We start from the raw sequence: 22,328 nt of genomic DNA, 5'->3' as shown, positions 1-22,328 counted from the left end.
AAAATGATAGAGAATGAAACGAAGAATAAGATAGAAATTAAAAACTTAAATTTGTATTACGGAGATTTTCATGCTCTTAAGAATATAAATATAAATATAAAAGAAAAGAGTGTGACAGCCCTTATAGGACCTTCAGGCTGTGGAAAGTCCACATTTTTAAGAACTTTAAATAGGATGAATGATTTAATAGACAGCGTTAGAATAGAAGGTTCCTTAAAATTAGACGGGATAGATATAAACCAGTATGACGTAATTGATTTAAGAAAAAAGGTGGGAATGGTTTTTCAAAATCCTAATCCCTTTCCTATGTCCGTATATGAAAATATAGTTTATGGACCTAAAATACACGGGATAAAGAATAAGAAAAAATTAAATGAAATCGTAGAAAAAAGTTTAAACAAAGCGGTTCTTTGGGATGAGGTAAAGGACAGACTTAATAAATCAGCTTTAGCTCTTTCCGGAGGACAACAGCAGAGGCTTTGTATAGCAAGAGCATTAGCGGTGGAGCCGGATGTTTTATTGATGGATGAACCTACATCAGCTCTTGACCCTGCATCCACTTTTAAGATAGAAGATTTAATTGGACAATTGAAAAATGATTATACTGTCGTAATAGTTACCCATAATATGCAACAAGCAGGAAGGATTTCTGATGATACGGCCTTTTTCATGCTGGGAGAAATAGTTGAATTCGATTCTACGGAAAATATATTTTTTAATCCTAAAGATAAAAGAACCGAAGATTATATAACAGGAAGGTTCGGATAAAATTGAGATGGAGGTGAAAATTCATGACGAGAAATTATTTAGATAAGGATTTGGCAAATTTACATGATTTGATTTTAAAAATGTGTGAATTGGTAGTAAAATCTTTAAACGATTCCATTAAGTCATTAAGAGACCAGGATACAAAGTTGGCTGAAGAAGTGATAAATTTAGATGATGAAATTGATAGAATGGAAGTAGAAATAGAGACAGCTTGTACGAGACTTATTGCTCTTCAACAGCCGGCAGCTAAGGATCTAAGATTAATTACCGCAACATTTAAAATAATTACCGATTTAGAAAGAGTTGCCGACCATGGTGTTGATATAGCTAAAATTACAAAGAGAATTTATAAAGAAAAATATATTAAAGAATTAATAGATATACCCAGAATGGGAGAAATTGTAACAGGAATGTTGAAAGATAGTATATCTGCATATATGGATGAAGATATGGATAGAGCAAGAGAAATATCAAAAAGAGATGACATAGTAGATGCATTATATTCTCAGATTTTTAGAGAACTGTTGGTATTAATGATGGAAGATACGAAAAAGATTAAACAATCAACTTATTTTCTTCTTATAAGCCAGTATATAGAAAGGGTTGCGGACCATGTCACAAATATTTGTGAAAGCATTATATATATGGTATCCGGAGAACATACGGATTTAAATGAATGATATTGTTATTTTTAATAAAAAAGGCTTCTACTGAAGTATTATAAATAAAACTTTTAAAGTTAACTTAACTTTAAAAGTTTTATTTACACAGCCAATGGAAGTTCAATTTTAATTTTTGTACCTTTATCTTGTTCACTTGTTACATTTATAATTCCTTCATGGCTTTCTATTATCCACTTTGCAATGGAAAGTCCAAGACCTGTACCGCCTTTTTCCCTATTTCTTGCTTTATCGGCTCGATAGAATCTGTCGAATATATGAGGAAGATCTTTTCTAGAAATTCCTATCCCTGTATCTTCAATTGTTATAATTGATGTATAATTTTTTACCCAAGAACTTATTTTAATGGTCCCTTTAGGAGGGGTGTATTTTATACTGTTATCTATAAATATTCTTAAAGCTTCCTTGATGAGATTTTTATCAGCATTTATCATAAATTCTTCGTTTTTTTCCATTAATATTATATGGGAAGTATCAATCATCTTAGTCTCCGTTACAATTTCATCAATGATTTCATTAAGCATAAATTTTTCTTTGTGTATTTTCTGAGTATGTTTGTCACTTCTCGCCAAGAACAATAGATTTTCTATTAAGTGTTTCATATTTTCGGATTCATCCTTAATAGCTTGAATGGACTCGTTTAAAACAGCTTTATCATCTTTTCCCCATCTATCAAGAAGATTTATATATCCTTGTATTACAGCAATAGGAGTTCTGAGTTCGTGAGATGCGTCGGATACAAATTGATTTTGTTTTTCAACGGATTCTTGAATTCTGTCCAGCATGTTATTAAAAGTTATAGCAAGCTCTTTTAATTCATCCTTAGAACCTTTTACGTCAATTCTTTTGTCTAAATCATCTATTGATATCTTTTTGGCCATATCAGTTAAATTCTCTATAGGAGAAATAAGTTTTTCGCTGTTTTTTGTACTAAGCATTATAACTATTATAATTCCTGTTATATTAGAAAAAATCAAAATTCCAAAGAGGAAATTACTGTAATTAAGCATTTTTCCACTATTAACATAATAGTTAAAAGTTCCCAGAGTTATCATATCTGTTATAATTGATATCAGTATGAATATAAATACGTAAGTAAAGACTAGTTTAAATTTAATGGAAAACCTAAGCTTATTGGTGATCTTATCTATAAATTTAAATATCAAATTGGACATAAATTTTAATATTAACAGTAATACGATTATAGCGAGTTTAATAGCGTTAAATATAAATTTTATTATTGATATAATTTTTAAAATTATATCGTGTATATTTTTAAAAGAAGATTTCGGATTATTCATCTTTTAGCTGATACCCCACTCCACGTATAGTATGAATGAATTTTTTGTTATATTTATCATCAATTTTGCTTCTCAGATAACGTACATATACATCAACTATATTGGTATTTCCGGCATAGCTGTATCCCCAGACTTTTTCAAGTATATTGTCTCTGGTGAGCACCAGTCCTTTATTTATCATGAGATATTTCAACAGATCAAATTCCTTCTTAGTTAAATCAATAGGAATATTACTGTAAGTGACAAGGTACTTTTCCGTATCCAAAATTAAACTATCAATTTGAATGATATTTGGATTTGATGGTAGAACAATATTCTTTCGTTTGAATATTACTCGGATTCTTGCTAAAAGTTCTTCTATTGCAAAAGGTTTTGTGATATAATCATCGGCTCCAATATCCAGAACCATCACCTTATCCGTTATATCATCTTTGGCAGTTAACATAATTACAGGAGTTTCAGAGGTTTGTCTGAGTCTTCTTAATATCTCCATACCGTTTAATGAAGGAAGCATAACGTCAAGTATAATCAAATCGTAATTTCCATTTATAGCTTTTTCCAATCCTATTCTTCCATCCTGTTCAATATAAGTTATATATCCTTCATGTTCCAGTTCCAATTGAATAAATCTGCTGATTTTTATTTCATCTTCTATAATAAATATCCTTTTTTTTGCCATGCTATTCCTCTCCTCAAGAAACGATTCTCTTTACTATTCTATTATAACTTTTTTGTGATATTAAAACCATACAAATAAACCCACTGAATATTTATTCAGCAGGTTTATATCCTTATTATAGTTCTTTAAATTCTTTTATAACTTTATCTGTAGTGGAACTAACAGTGTTACTAACTTTATCAATCTTGCTGTTTATCCCCCATTCCTTATTATCGCCTTTTTCAAGACGTATTTTATGATGGGTGATAATAATTAATATTAATATTATTAAGGACACGGGGAAGGTAAAAATTCCTATCAATATTGCTAAAAGAGAAGAAATGTTTAATACTGTTTTTTCATCCTTTGATACAACGAATTTGATTTTGTTCAGTTTTTGTATGACTTCTTTAATACTGTTGATAAAAGAAGAATCTCCGATTTTTATGCCTTCAGGTTTGATTCTATTTTGCTCTTCAAGATACGTTAGAGCTTCAACCATATTGCCGTTATTCTTTTCCAATGCGTCTTTGGCTTCTTTGTAACTTACATTAGCCCTTTTTCTTAATATGTCAATTTGTTCAAGAGTGATATTCATATTTATTCCTCCAATTAATTATTTTCTTCTTTATATATAGGATAGTATAATAAAATTAGAGGAGCATTAGTGAAACATTAAAATTTCATTAGAATTTAGAGCAATTATAAAAAAACCATGTAAAAGATAGTATTAATAGAACATTAATTTGTCAAATAACAGTCAATTTTATTTTTAACTAATATTTTTTTAAAATAAATTATATCTAAAAATAGTTTAGTTTTTATTAAAGTACAGTCCCGCCCCATTTCTGCGGCGTATTCCTGCATTAGCACGCTATCCTTCAACTTCAGGGCAAGTTGGTTCGAAGTTCGGTGTCATGGCTGTGATTCCCCTGCCGGTGGTATAATAAAAAAAAGTGTAGGAAGAAACGAAAATGACAAGTATTTATTTATATGATAAAATGAGTATAACAGCAAATAGAAATTTGTAAGGCAGAAAGTAGTGCTTTATCTGAAGAATTACCGTTCGGGGATTTCTACTCTCTGGGAATATTTTACCGCTATAGGTGATAATTTACTATTTATAAAGCTATGTTGGGTATATATATTGTCCTCGGTTGATGAATTGTCACCTGAAAAACCGTTTGTAGTAAAACTGCTGACCTATGGTTTAGTACCAGCATATGGTATATCCTTTGTGGATGAAAACTCTGTTTTTTGTAAGTCTATTTGCGGATATGCGAAAAATTGTGACTGTTGGCGATAATATTTCATTCATGCAATAATATTGTGCTATATTTTTTAGAATGTTTCATAAAAACAAAGTCTATTTACGAGGGAAAATAATGATAGATAGAACAAATGTACAAGCTTTTGTTTTTGTAAAGAATCCTTTTAAAACTTTAATTCTAAAAAGAATACCGGAAAGGAGTGGCTATTGGCAACCAGTTTGTGGCGGTGTTGAACATAATGAAAAACCAGTAGAAGCAGTAGCTAGAGAAATATTTGAGGAAACTGGAATAGACAATATAAAAAAAATAATGGATTTAAATTATACGTTTACTTATAGAGAAACAAAAAATGGTAAATTAATGGATATGAGAGATATATGTTTTGCTGCTGAGATTGCCAGCGTTCAAGATATAAAATTATCTGATGAGCATGAGTACTATAAATGGTGTACATATAAAGAGGCAAAAGATACTTTAAAATGGGAACATAATTTAGTTGCATTAGAAAAACTTATAGAGCAAATTTCATGTTCAAAAAGCCAATAAAATCAAGACTTTCAAGAGAGTGTACATTCGTAAGAACTAGCTACTTATAAACTGCGAAAGGCAGATGGCCCAATTTCGCACTGGCATGGTCCACTTCTTTGAGATATCAACAGTGGCCAGATAGATGATTTTTCTTAAAGCATCGTCAGTTGGATAGGCATCTTAGTTTTGGTTACTTTACGTAGCTGACGGTGGTAACCTTCGATTATGTTTGTGGTATAGATTATCCGCCGCATTTGTACGGGGAGGAGTCATAATGAGTATTCGCTATAAAATAGCAAAAAGTATAGGAAAAATGATGGGTTTCAAAAAAATGTTTGCTTTGCCAAAAGATGAACTTCTGGCAAAAGCAGAAAAGGTTAATAAAGGGCGAGATTTCCATATACCAAAGGACAAAAAATATCGTTATGGAGATGAGGTGATATTGGAGCATTATCACTGCTTGAAAATTGAGATACAGGAAAAGAAAACAAAGAAAGCGTTGTTGTTCTTATTTGGCAGTGGTATGATTATCGGCCCGGATCAGGGTGCTATTAAAACAGCAATTAGTTTTGGGGTACGTAGTGGCCGTGATGTCTGGTTCCCATATTATCCGCTCTGCACTGATTATTGCGTCACAGAGACCTATGATATGCTATATGAAACCTATCGGCATATGGTAGCTGAATATGGTGCAGATAATATCGCAATTCTTGGTTTTTCAGCGGGTGGAGCCTTGGCAATCGGACTATGCCTACATAACAATGTTCAGCCGGAGCCTTTTCCTATGCCAGAACTGATTATCGCTTCTTCGCCTGCTTCTATCCCTGTAACGGAAGAAGAAAAGGCAGATATACAAGAACTCAATAAAGTCGATATCGTGGTAGATTCTGCCCTGTTTGAAACGAATCGTGAAATTATGAAGCATGGAAACGAGAATATACCTGAGTATATGCTATCAGGGACACTTGGGAATTTTACAAATCTTCCAATGATTCATTTTTATTATGGCAGTGACGAAGTCCTATCTGCTGCAGCAAAGCCATATGCAAAAGCATGTGAAAAATATGGGGTCAAGTATCAAATGCATTTCGGAAAAGGAATGTGTCATTGTTATCCGATGTTGACATTTTATCCAGAAGGGAAACAAGCTAATGAGGAAATTGCTACCCTATTAAAAGTACAATAAGAATAGGCAAATGGTAGCATATCGGTAGATAGTAAAGACGGCCGAACTAGTCAACGGTTAAAATGAATGGTGCTGACGGTCCCGCCCATTTTGAGAAAAACGAACATCCCCAAAATGGATTTATCGGCGGACAAGCACAGGATGGGATTGCCCACCTTGTAAACTGACCTAAGTATATGTTTAATATAATATATTACATCAAACGAAATCAAAAAATGCCTGTTGCCTGTTTCTGTCAACATATCGTCTAATTTTTACAAAGTTTTTTGTTGCTTTCATCATTCTTTATCTGATTATTTTACAATTAATTATAAAATATTGTATAATATTAATTGGATAATTAGGTAAGGGAGAAGAAAAATGGATATTTATGATGTGCTGAAAACTTATTTTGGATATGATAAATTCAAAAAAGGGCAAGAAAGGCTAATTGGAGGAATACTTAAAGGAAAAGATGTTCTGGGGATAATGCCGACAGGAGGGGGAAAATCTCTATGCTATCAGTTGCCGGCAGTTATTCTTCAGGGAGTTACTATAGTGATTTCTCCTTTAATATCCTTAATGAAAGATCAGGTGGATTCCCTAAATGAGATGGGAATAAAGGCTACATTTATTAATAGTTCTCTTGATCATAAAGAATTTATTGAGAGATTATACGATGTAAAGGCAGGAAAATATAAAATATTATATATTGCTCCGGAGCGTTTGAATACAAAAATTTTTATTAACTTAGTTGAAAGCATAGATATTTCTTTCATTGCAGTAGATGAAGCTCATTGTATAAGTCAGTGGGGACATGATTTCAGACCAAGTTATCTTCAAATTCCTCAATTCATAAAATCATTGAAATACCGACCTCCTGTTGGAGCTTTTACGGCTACGGCTACAAAAGAAATAGTCAAAGAGATAAAAGAATTAATAGGATTAAGGAATCCTATAGAATCCATAACGGGATTTGACAGACCTAATTTGTTTTATCAGGTAATTAAAGTTAATGATAAGTTTTCCTATGTTTTAAATTATTTAGAGAACAACTATGAAGAAGACTCGGGAATAATATATTGTGCTACCAGAAAAACCGTAGAGTCCTTGTTTAAAAAACTTACAGAAAAAGGATTTTCTGTTGTACAGTATCATGGGGGAATGAATTCGGAAGATAGGCAGGAAAATCAGGATAGTTTTATATTTAACAGATCTCGGATAATAATTGCGACAAATGCTTTTGGAATGGGAATAGATAAACCGGATGTGAGGTTTGTAATTCATTATAATATGCCTAAAAATATGGAAGCATATTATCAGGAAGCCGGCAGAGCAGGAAGAGATGGACAAAAAAGTGATTGTATACTTCTTTATTCTCCCGGGGATATTGTTAAACAAAAATTTATTATTCAAAATAGCAATTTTTCTTCGGAGAGAGAAACTGTGATGTATGAAAATCTTCAATATCTTATAGATTATTGCAATACTGATGATTGTTTGAGAAATTTTATATTATCTTATTTCGGAGAAACTCCGGGAAAGAAAAAGTGTAACAATTGTGGCAATTGTTTGGACAAGTCCGAGATGATTGATGTAACCATAGAAGCTCAAAAGATTTTATCGTGTGTATATAGAACCCATGAAAGGTTTGGGTTAAGTACTATAATACAAGTATTAAGAGGTTCAAAAAGTAAGAGAATATTGGAGTTTGGTCTTGATAAAGTATCTACCTATGGAATAATGGCAGATTATAATGAAGGGGCAGTTAGAGAAATTGCTATGACATTAACGTCTAAAGGATACATAGAAGTTACCGCAGATAAATTTCCTATATTGAAATTGACAGCAAGATCAAAGGAAATCTTAACAGGTGAGGTTAAAGTTTATCATAAAAGGTATTTAATAGAGAAAAAGATAGAAATAGAAAAATCCGTGAAAAAAACAGGTATAGAAAAATTTGATGAGAATTTATTTATAAAATTAAAGGAATTAAGATACAAAATATCTCAAAAGAAAAATCTACCTCCCTTTATGATATTTCACGATTCCACTTTGCAAGAGATGGCTTCCTATTTTCCCAAAAATAAAGAAGAACTTTTGGCAATAAGCGGAGTCGGAATTAAAAAATATGAAAGTTACGGGGAAGATTTTATATTATTAATTAAAAGTTATTGCGAGGAAAATGAGATTGACTTAAAATCATTAAAGGTTACGATATCTACGGGAGATGAAAAACACGACAGATATAAGATTACATATGATTGTTATCTACAAGGCCTTTCTTTAGAAGAAATTGCAAAAAGGAGAAATTTTACGGTTAATACTATAATCGAGCATCTTAAAAAATGTGAAAAAGATGGATTAAAAGTAGATTGGTCAAGATTTATTGATGATTTCCATAAGGAAAAAAGAATATTAGAGGCTATCGGAAAATTGGGATTAAAAAGATTAAAACCGATTAAAGAGTCTTTACCGAAAGATATTACCTATGAAGATATTAAAATCATAATGGCGAAGAATCAGCTGAAAATACAATAATATTTTACTAATTGTTACAATTAATTTGGGAAGGAAAGTTTGCTTCTATTAATCTTTTTAAACTTTTTTTAAATTGAATATCCCATTGAGAAGTTCTTTTTTTAAATTTAGTATAGTACCTGTGATTTTTTCGGAGTTCTTTATTTATATATCTTTGCTCTAATAATTGCTCAATATTCTTTGAATCTATAATAAGGCCGTTTTGATTTATACAAAAGGCATTTTTAGCAAGGGCTAAGGCGGCAAGGCCATAATCCTGAGTAATAATAATATCTCCCTTTTCAGCTCTATTGGCAATATAAAAGTCCGCACTATCGGGAGATTTATCTACAGTAACTATAGAAGCATACTCGTCATATATTTCATGGCAATAGTTTTTAACTACAATTACATCTAAGTTATAAGATTTACCCATTTCAATTGCTAGATGAACAACGGGACATCCGTCGCTGTCAATAAATATTTTCATAATTTATCACCCCCTAGTATTATAACACAGATATTCAAATTATATGAGTAAGGGAAAAAGTATTCTCCCATAGAGATTAGAAGAGAGGTAAAACAGCAATTAAAAAGGGTTGAGATTTAAAATAATTAAATTTCAACCCTTCTTTATAACCCATAGGAAAGTTAAGTTCTTCCTTGATATATACTTTCCGTTTTTACATATCACAGCATTTTCGTATATTTAGAAATGGTCACTTGAACCTGTAATGAATTGAATCTTTATATTCATTATACAATTCTTCATTCAGTTCATCTCCTCCATCGACGTTTGCACTATAAAATATTGGAGGTTTTTTCATGCCTTTTTTGATTAAGTTTTGAGCTGTAGATACTATAATTGAGTTCAGAATTGTGGCACCAATAACAGTGGAAGTCGGACCTGCTTTTTGTTCCAATCCTCCCAAAGCATATATTTGCGGCAATAAATAATACTGCTTTATTCATCAAATTAATTTATCAGTCTGGCAACAAAGCCTTCAATTATTCCCCACAGTGAAAAATCTTGACCGCCATATACCAGCATCCATGACTGAATAGTATTATTGAAGAAATAAGCACCAAATCCGACCAAGAATACCATTATAACACCCGAAACTGCTGCACCGATAATACTGCCTCTAATTCCTCCAGTCGCATTACCGATGATGGAAGCACACCCTATTTCAAAGAAACAAGTAAATGTTAAAGGAATAACAACTGTCGGAAACATGCCCGCTGTTAATATAATCGTAATAGTTGAAGTAATCATAGCCACTATGAATCCAAGTATTAAAGCATTTGGAGCATAACCAAATATAACCGGACAGTCAAGGGCGGGGATAGCGCCTGGAACGAGTTTGTCAGCTATACCTTTAAATGCCGGAACGATTTCAGCAATAAGCATACGAACACCTTGCAGCAATATAGTTATACCAACACCAAAATAAATTGAATGTGTGAAAATATATGTGAATATGCCGGTCTTTTCTTCAGTGTAACCCCAAATTTCAGCTGGATTAAAACCATTAGCAGTTAAAATAATTGCCATAACAATATAAGTAATGCAAATAGTAATGGAGCCGGTAATTGATACTTCTCTTAAGAAGCCGAAAGATTTAGGAAACTTCAAATCTTCAGTGGATTTTGTCTTATCTCCAAACGCTTTGCCGAGAAGTCCGGATATTACCGATAATATTGTTGTCGGATGACCAATTGTAAATGAATCGTCATTGGTAACTTCTTTAACAAATGGGCGAATTAAGTTTGGAGAAATGATCATATATGTGGCTGTAAATATTGTGGCCAGTACGATCAACTTAATGCCACTTAAGCCTGCATCAACACCTGCAGCAATGAATACAAAGGGGAACCAATATAACATGTGCCCTGTTAAAAATACAGATTTCCATTTACTGTAACGTGCAAATAAGATATTAAGTAGGAATGCAATTACCATTACAATACCAATTTGAGTACCAAATTTTGCTCCGATATCTACGGTAGTCGATACTTTTGCCTGAGGCATCATTGTATTGAATGCTGTTGCTAATCCATCAATCGAGTTGCCGGTAACAATACCGGTACCTGTAGATAAAACAAAAAATCCGATTGCAGTCATTAATGTTCCGCGGACGACTTCAGTAAAAGATTTCTTTTGTAATATTAAACCGATAAGCGCGATAATAGCAAGAAAGATAGCACCTTGGCCGAACACTTCATTAATTATAAAATTAAGCACTTTCATAAATTAACCCTCCTTATTTTTTAAGTTTTTAAAAAATTTTAAGGTCTTTTCTTCAACTTCAGACTGATTCATAAAGTTATCAACACTGATGACCGGTACCTTTGCTCTCTCAATGATTCTTTCAGATAGTTCTTTTGAAATAAATATAACATCACAATTATTTGCACAACAGGTACCGACATCTCCGCAGAACACTTCGGCTTTTAAATTATGCTTTTTTAATATGCTTTCAATCTTCATTTTTAACATCAATGAAGATCCGCAGCCAAATCCGCATACTGTTTGAATCTTTATTACTTCCATTATAAAACTTCCTTTCTGATTGATTATATAAAATACATAATGCATTTAAAACCTTATCCATTTATTAACGAATAAACTTCCTCAACACTTTGGCATAAAGCAATCTTAGCAATCATTTCTTCTATCATTAATTTTTCAGCTACTGCCTTCAAAACATTAATATGCGAAATATTGTCAACACATGCTATACATAAAACTACATTTACAGGATCATTTATAGAACCGAATTTAACCGGATTTTTTAAAGTTATCAGCGATACACTGTTTTCCAATACATCTGATGACGGTTTAGCATGAGCCAATGCAAATCCTGGTGTTATAACCATATACGGACCCATACTGACGACAGCTTTAACCATATCGTCAATGTATTTCTTTTTTATATTTCCATTTTGCAGCAGTATATTCCCAGCTGCTTCTATTGCTTCTCTCCAATCTTTTACATTTACGTTGACTTTAATATTGTTAATACTAATTACTTCTTTCATATTATCCCTCTAATCATGCATATTGAATATTATGTCTATTGATATTTTCTTGGATTTCAAATTCAATAAATTAAACTTATTTTCAAAAATATATATTAACTTTAATAAAGAATCCTCATTTTTGTTCTTAATTCCAAGTACAACAAGATTTCTTACTATTTTGATATTTTTATTTCCGAATAAAATCGGGTTTTTTAGTACCAACATTGCAGCACAGTTTTCATTTATCCCATCCTTTGTTCCGGCATGGATAAATGCTGTTTCAGGCACCAGAACCATATAAGTTCCAAATTGTTCAACTGCTTGTATCATTCGATTAACATATCTTTGCTCGATCTTGCCTTTATCCAGCAATGGTTTTGATGCTAATCTGATTGCATCAGCCCAGGTTTTACAAGTGTCCACAATTTGGATATTTTCCCTTGCTATGTAGTCCTTAATATAAGTTGGCTTCTTTTTTCCCTTTTCAAAATTTGCATATGACCTAATAAAATGAGTGGACATCATTGAATATGATAACTGGAATAGACGGTTTTTAATGTATTCAACATCTTCAGGGTACAATAACGGATTAACCTTAATTATTGGGATGTCATCTATTTGGTAGTCATTTGTAGAAATAATTAAATTGACTTCATTTTTTTGCAGATAATCTTCAACATCCTTCTCCGATATGGGCCCGACGATTTTGCATTCCGGAATGGCTTGCAAAATCCTTGTATTTAAAATAGAAGAGGTAGATATACCAAATGAACATACTAAAAGTACTGTCAGTTTTGATTCTATCTTAAAACTGTTTTCATAGGCTGATGCAATATACATTGCGATAAATGCGATTTCATTTTCGTCGAATTCCAAATTGAACTTTTTTTCACATTTTAATAATTCTTTTTTAGTAAATTCATATATAATAGGGATACTGATTTTTATCTGATCTAATAATTCATTCCGGATGTCTATTTTGTTTCTTATACGATATATGGCAACTCTCAAATGAAGCGTTAATCCACGGATAAAGCGTTCTTTACTATTTATGTCCAGCGGCTGGATTGCTTGTAATTCATTAAACAGGTATTCCGAAATTATACTTGCCTCGTCAATATTATTTTCATGCATTTTTGAATTGTTGGAATATTGAACCGTTCTTTTTGCATTCATAAATAAACTGCAGAAATAAAATTTATCGCTTGTTGAATACGGATAGTTGCTTAAAGCACTGATTATGTAATTATATTCTTTATAAATCTTTATTTTTTTCATATCAGTGTTTTCTTTTTCACTAAATAAGACATTTCCATTGCTGATTCTTAATAATGAATAATTAAGCAGCAATTTTATTTTAATAAATTCAGCGAATTTGATATTAAGTTTGTTTTCAACTGAATTAATTATTTCATTTGCTGTTTTGTCAAATTCCATTAATCTTGTATTCTCTATTACAATGTTCATTATTATCTCGTTCGAAACCAATTCCGATAGCCTGTTCTCAAAACATTTTCGGATTTTAAGTTCGTTTCCGGAAAGTTTTATTCCCATACCTTTTGTTTTTTGAATTTCAATTTCTTCTTTTTTAAATTTATCCTCAATTTTTTGAAATGAAGTTATTATAGTTTGTCTACTTACACGGCAAGCATGGGATAGTTGGTCAAAGGTATTTACGGGATTACACAACAACAATAATTCAATAATCGATGAACGTTCATCGCTATTTAACGTCCTATAATTTAATGATTTGAGTTTTTTGCGCAAATAAGAGATTTCCGATTCGCCAGCATTTATCTTTATTCCCTTGCTTGACTTTCTGTCAACAATTACTTTTGAACCTGACAAAAATGAATCAATAAAGCCCAAATCATTTTGTATTGTCCTGGGACTAACATTAAATTTTAATGCTAATTGGTTAATTGTTATATAATCTCTTTGAGAACACAGATAAATTAAAATATCCCCTTGCCTTTTTGTTAATATCATCATCCAACCTCCAATTCTATATTATAAGGTTTATAATATCCGGTCAATACTAATAGTTTACAGCCATTGTAGCAACTATTATACTATCGTAAATTAAAACTAAAATAATATTTATATATTTCATAATAAAACTGAATCTTTAAAATTGTCAGTAAAATTTGTGACAATATTAAAGTCCTTTAAATTGTAACGATGTATTATAAAACTTATAATTAAAATGAGAGAAAAAAAAGACCAGCTAATTAAAGTCAATAGATTTTAGCAAAATAATATTAAATATTTTTTGAAAAATTAATAATAAAAAAATGCACACCTAATAAACCAATGATTATTGGTTTAAAAAACGAAGCTGTTATTTAAAATTGTTCTTTGAAAACTAAACATTAAATACAGATCATTAGGCTACTGAAGACCTAGTAAGAAGTAGTTCCTCATGCTCTTCTGGGGTTCTTAGCTCAAAAGGCTTTTTGTCTCTCATGACGGCGAATATAATATTTACTAATTTTCTCATTACAGCACCTAATGCAACCTTTTTGGGCTTGTTTGTACACTTTTTTTGGTAGAACTCATAGAGCACTGGATTAGTTTTGTCACCATTTCTCTTACTTCGAATATTGGCTAAAGCAGTTGTAAAGATGACCCTACGAAGCAATCTAGAGCCCCTTTTAGACATTTTGTTACGGGTTCCGGTGAATTCACCCGATTGATTAACAGAGGGGTCAATTCCAAAGAAAGCTACAAGTTTATTGGGGCTAGAAAATGCAGAAAAATCACCAACCTCAGCAAGTATCGTGGCAGCAGTTAGTATCCCGATACCAGGAATACTGCATAGCAGATTAATAATAGGTGCCAATACAGGATTATCTTCTAAAGAATCTGCTAAAATAATTTCATTAATTGCGTCAAGTATGTCTTTTTGGGCATCTTGTAAGGTTCTTACCATGGAAATATTAACTTTGAGAATGGCTAGATTTCCAGGGTTATTGATGCTTAAATCTTTAAATTCCTTAGCTTTTAAAACCAAAAGTTCATATTTTTCAGTGGACCACGCTAAACCTTTTTTAGAAGTTTTTTCAATAAGTGATATTAATGTTTGTTTGTTAGCCTTTAGAATTTGCTTAGGTGAAGGATACCTATCAAGTACTGCTAAGGCAGTGTTTGAATATACATTTTGGAAGACATCTGTAAAGTTTAGCATTACTTGATCAATAATGCCAATAAGCCTATTCTTGTAAGTAGTAAGTTCATCACCTAACTTGTAATATTGGCGACAAAGGCTTTTAAGGCAGTCAATAACATCATCAGGAACAACAGTAGTCTTAATAAAAGAAAACCTATAAAGCAATGCAATCTTATGGGCATCAAATTTATCATTTTTTACTTTCCTTATTCCAATATTTTTGATAGAATCAGATTGGATGGGGTTTATGATAGAGACCTCAAATCCAGAATCAGAAAGATAGTGGAAGAGGATTTTGTGATAGTGCCCAGTGGATTCTAAGACTACGACAGGCCTAATTGCAAAATCCTTTTCTGCTTTTTGCAATAGACCTATAGCCTCTTTAATACTGTCAATTGAATCATGATAGATCTTAATACGATGATAAATCTCATTATTAGGGGACAAAATACACATCTCACTAAAATTTTTACCAACATCAATTCCAGCTACAGGTGGATAATCCATAAGAAACCTCCTAAATAAAGTATTTGGATTTAGAAATCCATTCCTTCTCAAATAAGTACACAACCTTGCATGTGACACGAGGAACCAGTGTTAACTGGCCTCAACCAGCCAAATAATGTAATCTTATGAGAATGGATAGATACTCTTTTTTACAGGTAGTCGCATAAAGGCGTCCTAGGAGGAATTGCATCAACCTCCAAATCCATAAATTAATTATACAATATTGTTCATGGTTCAGGCCAAATTAAACTGGCTTTATGGCTAGGGTGAGAAGCCAAAGAAATGTATTTAATGATTAGAAAAGAAGACTATATTATTATTTAAGAAATTGATAATTATTACAGTGGAAAACTGTAATTTGATTATAACTATATTGTACAAGGAGGAATATTAATGGAAACTGTAAAAACCAATTCAGCATTAAGCAAAAATTCCAAAGGCAAAGCTAAGCTGCAAAAGTTTGGTGGCTTTCTGGCAGGTATGGTTATTCCCAATATAGGGGCATTTATTGCATGGGGTCTTATAACTGCATTCTTTATTTCAACCGGTTGGATTCCAAATGAATATTTAAGCAAATTAGTAGATCCTATGCTAAATTACCTGCTTCCTATTTTAATCGGTTATACAGGAGGTAAACAGATTTATGGAGTAAGAGGAGGAGTAGTAGGGGCAGTGGCAACTATCGGTATTATTGTTGGTTCTTCTATTCCGATGTTTCTTGGTGCTATGATAATGGGTCCTCTTGGAGGATGGCTTATCAAGAAATTTGATGAGCTGATAGAGAATAAAATTCCTACAGGGTTTGAAATGCTCATCAATAATTTTTCATCAGGGATACTTGGAGCAATCCTTGCATTACTTGCATATACGATAATTGAACCTATTGTCCAAGGGTTTTCCAATGCATTAGGATCATTTGCAAAAATGGTAACAAATGCGGGTTTGCTTCCCTTAATTTCAATAGTTATTGAGCCGGGTAAAGTATTATTTTTAAATAATGCTATTAACCATGGGATACTTTCACCTCTGGGGATACAACAAGTTAAAGAAATAGGGAAATCGATATTCTTTCTTCTTGAAACAAATCCAGGTCCCGGACTTGGAATCCTGACAGCTTACTGGCTTTATGGTAAAGGCTCGGCAAAACAGTCGGCGCCTGGTGCTATTATAATTCAGTTTCTTGGTGGGATTCACGAAATATATTTTCCATATATACTCATGAAACCTTTAATTATACTGGCAGCAATAGGGGGAGGAATGGCTGCGGATTTTATGTTTGTACTTTTTAATGCAGGTCTTGTAGCTACACCTTCACCTGGAAGTATATTTGCAGAAATGGCTATGGCTCCAAAAGGTGGTTTGATTCCTGTATTGATTGGAATTGCAGTAGGAGCTGCAGTATCATTTATGATTGCTTCAGTTATAATAAAAAAGGATAAATCCGGTATCAATGATGAATTTCTAAATGATGCCCAAAATATGGTAAAAGTTATGAAAGCCGAGAGTAAAGGACAAAAAGTAAAAGTTAATATACCTAAACTTATAGTTTTTGCCTGTGAAGCAGGAATGGGTTCATCAGCAATGGGAGAATCAATATTAAAAAAGAAGATAAAAGAATCAGGATTCCAGATTGATGTTAAGCACTCTGCAGTGAACCAGATACCGAGGAATGCAGATGTAATATTTACACAGGAAAGCTTATCTGAAAGAGCATCTCAGGTTGTACCGAATGCTCAGATAATAGCCGTAGATAATTTCCTTGACAGTACAATATATGATAAATATATTAACAGTCTAAAAAAGTAATTATAAAAGATTATATGCAGGTTTTACATCAGAATTTATAGTAGATAGTTATATATGTTTTAAGATGGTGGTGATAATGTGAACGTTTTAACAGCACGGCAAAAATTTATACTAAATAGACTAATTGATAATGAGTCTGCATCCATTGAAGAGCTTTCTCTGCAAATGAATGTGAGCTCAAGAACAACCAGAAGAGAGATATCTGCTATAAATAGCTGTCTTAAGCAGTATAAATTAAGGATTTCAGAAGTCGGAGGAAGATTGAATCTAAACGGAGACAGAAAAAGTATAGATAAAATCCATGAGCAGTTCAGCGGAATTCCTTATCTGTGGATGCTAACCCCTGAGCAGAGGCAAACGTTTATGACAGCACAACTTTTGTTGTCTAATGAGCCCCTAAAATCTGCATATTTTAGTTATCAATTTAATGTTGTCGAAGGAACGATAAGCCTATATCTTGATAAAGTGGAAAAGTGGCTTAAAGTTAGAGACCTTAATCTTATAAGGAAAAGAGGTAGAGGGCTTGTTATTGAAGGAACCGAATGGAACAAAAGGAATGCTTTTGTGGAATTGTTATACAGTTATGAATCTATGAATGATCTATTAAATTTTCTCTATAAGGAATCAAATAAGTATTCTGTATCTGCTTTTTTTAGATTATCATTTGGTGACGAAATTATAAATTTATCAAGAAAACTACTTAAAAAACTGGAGAAATGTAATTTTTTGAATATCGGTGATGAAGCATATTTTGGAGCATTTATACACATACTCCTATCCGTTAAAAGAACCCAAAGCGGATCATCAATAAAACTCCCTAATTATCTTGTTTCGGATATATTGTCTTCAAAGGAATTTTCATTTATAAAAGATATTGATAGAATATTTAAAGAAAATGGCGTTGCACTTTCTGATAGTGAACTGGCATATATTTCAATTCATCTGAATGGAGGTAAATATATATACAAGGATGATAGAAAATTTGAAGCTATAGGAATTGATATGGAGGATGCTGTCAGGGAAGTTGTTTATGAAGCAAGTAAAAAATTAAACATAAAAATAAATCTTGATCACCAACTTATGGTGGGGTTAATCCAACATTTTAGTCCTGCATTTTACAGGTTGACTATGGGGCTTCAGTTGAGAAATCCTATTATAGATCAAATAAAAGAATATTATATAGGCTTATTTGAGGCAGTAGACTATGCTTGTAAAATTGTATTTTCAAAGTATAATCTTTCTATTCCGTATAGTGAAGTAGGGTATATAACAATGCATATTGGGGCTGCCATTGAAAGGCAAAATTTATTAAATAGGGAATTGAGAGTGCTGATAATTTGTTCTAATGGTATTAGCACAGCCAATATATTACACAGCAAACTAAAAAGAATTTTTCCGGAGTTTGAGATAATAGATATTTGCTCTTTGAAGGATATGAACAAGAAAATAGAGGATGGATACGACTTATTACTGTCAACCATAAAAGTTAATAATAATTCAGATAAAAATATAATAACAGTTTCTCCATTTTTACCTGATAAAGATATTGAAAAAATAAGGGATAAAATAATTTTAAATAAATCAAGATGGCCTGGCCCTGATATAATTAGAAATACTAATATGAAAGGTATGGAAGGTTCTGAAAAGGATTTTGAAATTGCAGATAATATGTTAAAGAATTTTCAACTCAAAAACTTGGATGTGGAAAATTTACAATCTGTTATTAAAAAAGTTGTAAATGATATATATGAATTAAATAAGATTGATGATAAAGAAAAAGTAGAATATCTGATTAACGAAAGGGAAGAACAAGGCAATGTAGTGATACCGGGAAGTCATGTGGCATTGATTCATATAAGGGCAGAAGAAATAGAAATTCCTTTTGTGGGGGCATATAGACTGCAAAATCCAATTGAAATGAAAAGCATTGGATTTTCATTTGAAGACGTGGATACCTTTTTCGTAATGTTTGCAAGGAAGAATGAAAGTAATTATATACTCGAACTTTTAGGTAAGATAAGCATATCGTTGGTGGAAGGCAAAAGATTTATTAGACTATTGAGGCTTGGAAATATCAAAGATATAAGGACGGAACTTGTGCACATACTTAACAGGGAGGAATATTGATGAATAAGTTTATTTTAAATGAAAATAACGTCCTGATTGGCCTTGAATGTGAAAGTAGAGATGAGGCAATTAAAAGGGCAGGAAAGCTTTTGGTTAAAAATGGATATGTTCAAAGGGAATATATAGAAGGTATGATAAAAAGGGAAAATAATATTTCTTCATATATTGGAAACGGTGTAGCTATACCTCATGGAATGCCCGAATATAAAAAGTATATAAACAAATCGGGAATAGTGGTTATACAATATCCTGAAGGAATTGACTTTGGAAGAAATAATATTGCTTATATAGTTATAGGAATTGCCGGCAAAAATGATGAGCATGTAGATATACTTTCAAGTATTGCAATCGTATGCCAATATGAAGAAAATGTCAATAAGCTTAAATATGTAAAAACAAAAAAAGAGGTTATAAAAATACTTATGGAGGGTGAAGAATAAATGATATGGACTGTAACTTTAAATCCGGCCCTGGACAAAACCATTGAAGTTAATAATTTTAGAATAGGTTCTGTAAACAGGGCTTCATCCATAAGGATAGATGCAGGGGGAAAAGGAATAAATGTTTCAAAAATGGTCAAGACATTGGGAGGAAAAACCAAAGCTTTTGGAATTCTGCCGGGAGGAAACGGAAGGTATATTAAAGGTTATCTTGACAGGTGCGGTATTGAAAATGATTTTATATTTACAGAAGGCGAGACAAGAACAAATATAAAGGTTATAGATAGTTTAAATCATACAAATACCGATATAAACGAACCGGGAGTGAATATTTCATATAATAAAATTAAAGAACTGGAAGAGAAGATTTTTAAAGGTATTGATAAAAATACGTTGCTGGTACTGTCCGGAAGTGTACCAAATGATGTACCGAAGGATATATACAGAAGGTGGATTAATATATCAAGAAAGTTTGGGGTTAGAACGATACTCGACTGTGATGGGGAACTTCTGAAGGAAGGGATAAAAGCATCTCCATATCTTATGAAGCCTAACATAGATGAGCTTCAAGGACTAATTGGAAGGGAAATTGCGAATATAAATGATATGGTTTTGGTGTCCAGAGAGATTTTGAAACTTGGGGTTGAGATTGTGGTATTGTCCATGGGGTTTAAAGGGGCATTATTTATAAAAAAGGATTGTGCAATCCATGCCGTAGGCATAAAAGTTGATGTGAAAAGTACTGTAGGAGCGGGAGATTCAATGGTCGCAGCTTTGGCTTATGCACTTGATACGGGAATGAATTTTGAGAAAGCAGCAGCTTATTCTATGGCAGCTGCTACAGCCAAGGTAACTACTTCAGGCACTCAGATGCCTAACTTTGATAGAATAGTATCTATTGAAAACCGGATAAAACTAAATTATATAAAATAGCTATATTAAGCCTGTATAGCTGAATTTTAAATTAAAGTTATATTGACATAATAGAAAATAGATTATGGAGGCGTTAGGATATGAAGACTAAGGGCGTAAGGATGTACGGCAAAAATGATTTGAGGGTAGAGGAATTTGAACTTCCCGAAATAAAAGATGATGAAATACTTGTAGAGAATATTTCAGACAGTGTGTGCATGTCTACATATAAGGCAGCCATACTGGGAAAGGAGCATAAAAGGGTTCCAAAGGATGTTGATATAAATCCTATAATAATAGGCCATGAATTTTCAGGCAATATAGTAAAAGTGGGGAGTAAATGGAAGGAGCAGTTTAAGGAAGGTGAGAAATTCGCAATTCAGCCTGCCTTAAATTATAAAGGTACTATGTGGTCTCCGGGATATTCTTATATGTACTGTGGAGGAGATGCAACTTATAATATAATTCCTAATGAAGTAATGGAGCTAGGATGTCTTTTAAATTATAAGGGAGAGGCATATTATGAGGCATCACTGGCAGAACCCATGTCATGTATAATAGGAGCGTTTCATGCTTGTTATCATACGACTATGGGGGTTTATAAGCATAATATGGGAATAGTTGAGGGCGGAAACATGGCATTCCTGGCAGCAGCTGGCCCCATGGGACTCGGAGCTGTAGACTATGCACTGCACGGCGAAAGAAAGCCTAGGAAATTAGTTATAACAGATGTAGATGAGGATAGATTAAATAGGGCCAGAAATATATTTACCGATAATGTATCTAAAAAATCAGGCGTAGAGCTGATATTTGTAAATATAAAGGAAAAGGATAATCCATCAGAATATTTAAGGTTATTTACTGGTGGGAAGGGATTTGACGATGTATTTGTATTTACTCCTGTAAAACAAGTTGTAGAACAGGCTAGTAATATCCTCGGAAGGGATGGGTGCATGAATTTCTTTGCAGGTCCTACAGATACTAAGTTTTCCGGAGAATTGAATTATTATAATGTACATTATGCTTCCGTTCATGTAATGGGAACGACCGGAGGCAATACTGACGATTTGGTAGAATCCTTGAGACTCACTGAAGAAGGCAGAATAAACCCTGCTGTTATGATAACTCATGTAGGAGGAATGAGCTGTGTTCCCGAAACGGTACTTAATCTTCCCAAAATACCCGGGGGTAAAAAACTTATATATACTCATATAAATATGGAACTTACTGCAATTGATGACTTCAAAAGGAAAGGTGAAAAGGATCTACGATTTGCGAAACTTGCTGAAATAGTTGTGGAAAACAGAGGGCTCTGGTGTCCGGAAGCTGAAAAATACCTTCTTGAAAATTGGTAAATATAAATTTTTATATTGTGAAGAACTGGTGTATAATAAGTTAAATGTCTTATAGTACATCAGTTTTTTTATAAAGAATAGGGAAATTTTCACATAA

General features: G+C 32.5%; 21 protein-coding genes and 1 pseudogene. 11 read left to right on the top strand and 11 right to left on the bottom strand.

What is annotated here, in order from left to right; all coding sequences use genetic code 11:
- Positions 1-3 precede the first annotated feature (3 nt).
- A complete protein-coding gene (gene pstB, locus EQM13_RS17600; RefSeq protein WP_128753391.1) occupies positions 4-768 on the top strand; it encodes a phosphate ABC transporter ATP-binding protein PstB in 765 nt (254 codons plus the stop codon).
- 23 nt (positions 769-791) lie between these two features.
- A complete protein-coding gene (phoU, locus tag EQM13_RS17595; RefSeq protein ID WP_114219108.1) occupies positions 792-1,448 on the top strand; it encodes a phosphate signaling complex protein PhoU in 657 nt (218 codons plus the stop codon).
- 83 nt (positions 1,449-1,531) lie between these two features.
- Here phoU and EQM13_RS17590 read toward each other — a convergent pair whose 3' ends face one another.
- From EQM13_RS17590 to EQM13_RS17580, 3 genes are all read right to left on the bottom strand, one after another.
- Positions 1,532-2,386 (bottom strand): HAMP domain-containing sensor histidine kinase, encoded by an 855-nt coding sequence (locus tag EQM13_RS17590; protein ID WP_240662962.1) that lies wholly within the window; start codon positions 2,384-2,386, stop codon positions 1,532-1,534.
- Positions 2,387-2,741: 355 nt separating this feature from the next.
- The gene (locus EQM13_RS17585) at positions 2,742-3,428 is read right to left on the bottom strand and encodes a response regulator transcription factor (protein WP_128753389.1); all 687 of its coding nucleotides are present in this window, start codon (positions 3,426-3,428) and stop codon (positions 2,742-2,744) included.
- Positions 3,429-3,543: 115 nt separating this feature from the next.
- A complete protein-coding gene (locus tag EQM13_RS17580) occupies positions 3,544-4,005 on the bottom strand; it encodes a DUF4342 domain-containing protein (RefSeq protein ID WP_128753388.1) in 462 nt (153 codons plus the stop codon).
- Positions 4,006-4,449: 444 nt separating this feature from the next.
- Here EQM13_RS17580 and EQM13_RS17575 point away from each other — a divergent pair, with 444 nt between their 5' ends.
- Both EQM13_RS17575 and EQM13_RS17570 read left to right on the top strand, forming a co-directional pair.
- Positions 4,450-4,713, top strand: coding sequence for a hypothetical protein (locus tag EQM13_RS17575; RefSeq protein ID WP_128753387.1), 264 nt, complete (start codon positions 4,450-4,452; stop codon positions 4,711-4,713).
- A gap of 79 nt (positions 4,714-4,792) precedes the next feature.
- The gene (locus EQM13_RS17570) at positions 4,793-5,224 is read left to right on the top strand and encodes an NUDIX hydrolase (RefSeq protein WP_161567307.1); all 432 of its coding nucleotides are present in this window, start codon (positions 4,793-4,795) and stop codon (positions 5,222-5,224) included.
- A 36-nt stretch (positions 5,225-5,260) separates the two neighbouring features.
- Here EQM13_RS17570 and EQM13_RS17565 read toward each other — a convergent pair.
- A pseudogene (locus tag EQM13_RS17565) lies at positions 5,261-5,469 on the bottom strand (transposase); the annotation flags it as partial.
- 11 nt (positions 5,470-5,480) lie between these two features.
- Here EQM13_RS17565 and EQM13_RS17560 point away from each other — a divergent pair.
- Together EQM13_RS17560 and recQ are read left to right on the top strand one after the other, a co-directional pair.
- Entirely contained in the window at positions 5,481-6,392 is a 912-nt protein-coding gene (locus EQM13_RS17560; RefSeq protein WP_206172756.1) for an alpha/beta hydrolase, read from the top strand.
- A gap of 360 nt (positions 6,393-6,752) precedes the next feature.
- Positions 6,753-8,912 carry a DNA helicase RecQ gene (gene recQ / locus EQM13_RS17555; protein WP_128753385.1) on the top strand — a complete coding sequence of 720 codons (2,160 nt, stop codon included), beginning with the start codon at positions 6,753-6,755 and terminating at the stop codon, positions 8,910-8,912.
- A 7-nt stretch (positions 8,913-8,919) separates the two neighbouring features.
- On the opposite strand, the gene EQM13_RS17550 is transcribed toward recQ, so the two are convergent.
- The 7 genes from EQM13_RS17550 to EQM13_RS17520 all read right to left on the bottom strand — a co-directional run bounded on the left by EQM13_RS17550 (position 8,920) and on the right by EQM13_RS17520 (position 15,591).
- Positions 8,920-9,381 carry a YaiI/YqxD family protein gene (locus EQM13_RS17550; RefSeq protein WP_128753384.1) on the bottom strand — a complete coding sequence of 154 codons (462 nt, stop codon included), beginning with the start codon at positions 9,379-9,381 and terminating at the stop codon, positions 8,920-8,922.
- A gap of 229 nt (positions 9,382-9,610) precedes the next feature.
- Entirely contained in the window at positions 9,611-9,841 is a 231-nt protein-coding gene (locus EQM13_RS17545; protein ID WP_128753383.1) for a phosphoheptose isomerase family protein, read from the bottom strand.
- Positions 9,842-9,867: 26 nt separating this feature from the next.
- Positions 9,868-11,142: a PTS ascorbate transporter subunit IIC gene (locus tag EQM13_RS17540; protein WP_128753382.1), complete on the bottom strand. Its 1,275-nt coding sequence runs from the start codon at positions 11,140-11,142 to the stop codon at positions 9,868-9,870.
- A 3-nt stretch (positions 11,143-11,145) separates the two neighbouring features.
- Positions 11,146-11,445, bottom strand: a complete 300-nt coding sequence (locus EQM13_RS17535; protein ID WP_128753381.1) for a PTS sugar transporter subunit IIB — start codon at positions 11,443-11,445, stop codon at positions 11,146-11,148.
- 53 nt (positions 11,446-11,498) lie between these two features.
- A complete protein-coding gene (locus EQM13_RS17530) occupies positions 11,499-11,933 on the bottom strand; it encodes a PTS sugar transporter subunit IIA (RefSeq protein WP_128753380.1) in 435 nt (144 codons plus the stop codon).
- A 9-nt stretch (positions 11,934-11,942) separates the two neighbouring features.
- On the bottom strand, positions 11,943-13,904 hold the full coding sequence (locus EQM13_RS17525) for a BglG family transcription antiterminator (protein WP_161567306.1): 1,962 nt from the start codon (positions 13,902-13,904) through the stop codon (positions 11,943-11,945).
- 397 nt (positions 13,905-14,301) lie between these two features.
- Positions 14,302-15,591, bottom strand: coding sequence for an IS110 family RNA-guided transposase (locus EQM13_RS17520; RefSeq protein ID WP_128751741.1), 1,290 nt, complete (start codon positions 15,589-15,591; stop codon positions 14,302-14,304).
- Positions 15,592-15,984: 393 nt separating this feature from the next.
- Between EQM13_RS17520 and EQM13_RS17515 the strand changes: the two genes are divergently transcribed.
- The 5 genes from EQM13_RS17515 to EQM13_RS17495 all read left to right on the top strand — a co-directional run bounded on the left by EQM13_RS17515 (position 15,985) and on the right by EQM13_RS17495 (position 22,231).
- Positions 15,985-17,397: a PTS mannitol transporter subunit IICB gene (locus EQM13_RS17515; protein WP_128753378.1), complete on the top strand. Its 1,413-nt coding sequence runs from the start codon at positions 15,985-15,987 to the stop codon at positions 17,395-17,397.
- A 78-nt stretch (positions 17,398-17,475) separates the two neighbouring features.
- On the top strand, positions 17,476-19,524 hold the full coding sequence (locus tag EQM13_RS17510; protein WP_128753377.1) for a BglG family transcription antiterminator: 2,049 nt from the start codon (positions 17,476-17,478) through the stop codon (positions 19,522-19,524).
- On the top strand, positions 19,524-19,964 hold the full coding sequence (locus EQM13_RS17505) for a PTS sugar transporter subunit IIA (RefSeq protein WP_128753376.1): 441 nt from the start codon (positions 19,524-19,526) through the stop codon (positions 19,962-19,964). Before EQM13_RS17510 ends, EQM13_RS17505 begins: the two co-directional genes overlap by 1 nt.
- Positions 19,965-20,897, top strand: coding sequence for a 1-phosphofructokinase (pfkB, locus tag EQM13_RS17500; protein ID WP_128753375.1), 933 nt, complete (start codon positions 19,965-19,967; stop codon positions 20,895-20,897).
- 80 nt (positions 20,898-20,977) lie between these two features.
- Positions 20,978-22,231, top strand: coding sequence for a zinc-binding dehydrogenase (locus EQM13_RS17495; protein WP_128753374.1), 1,254 nt, complete (start codon positions 20,978-20,980; stop codon positions 22,229-22,231).
- Positions 22,232-22,328: the final 97 nt, after the last annotated feature.

The organism is Acidilutibacter cellobiosedens (assembly GCF_004103715.1).
Classification (GTDB): Bacteria; Bacillota; Clostridia; order Tissierellales; family Acidilutibacteraceae; genus Acidilutibacter; species Acidilutibacter cellobiosedens.
This window is presented reverse-complemented; position numbering and strand designations above follow the sequence as displayed.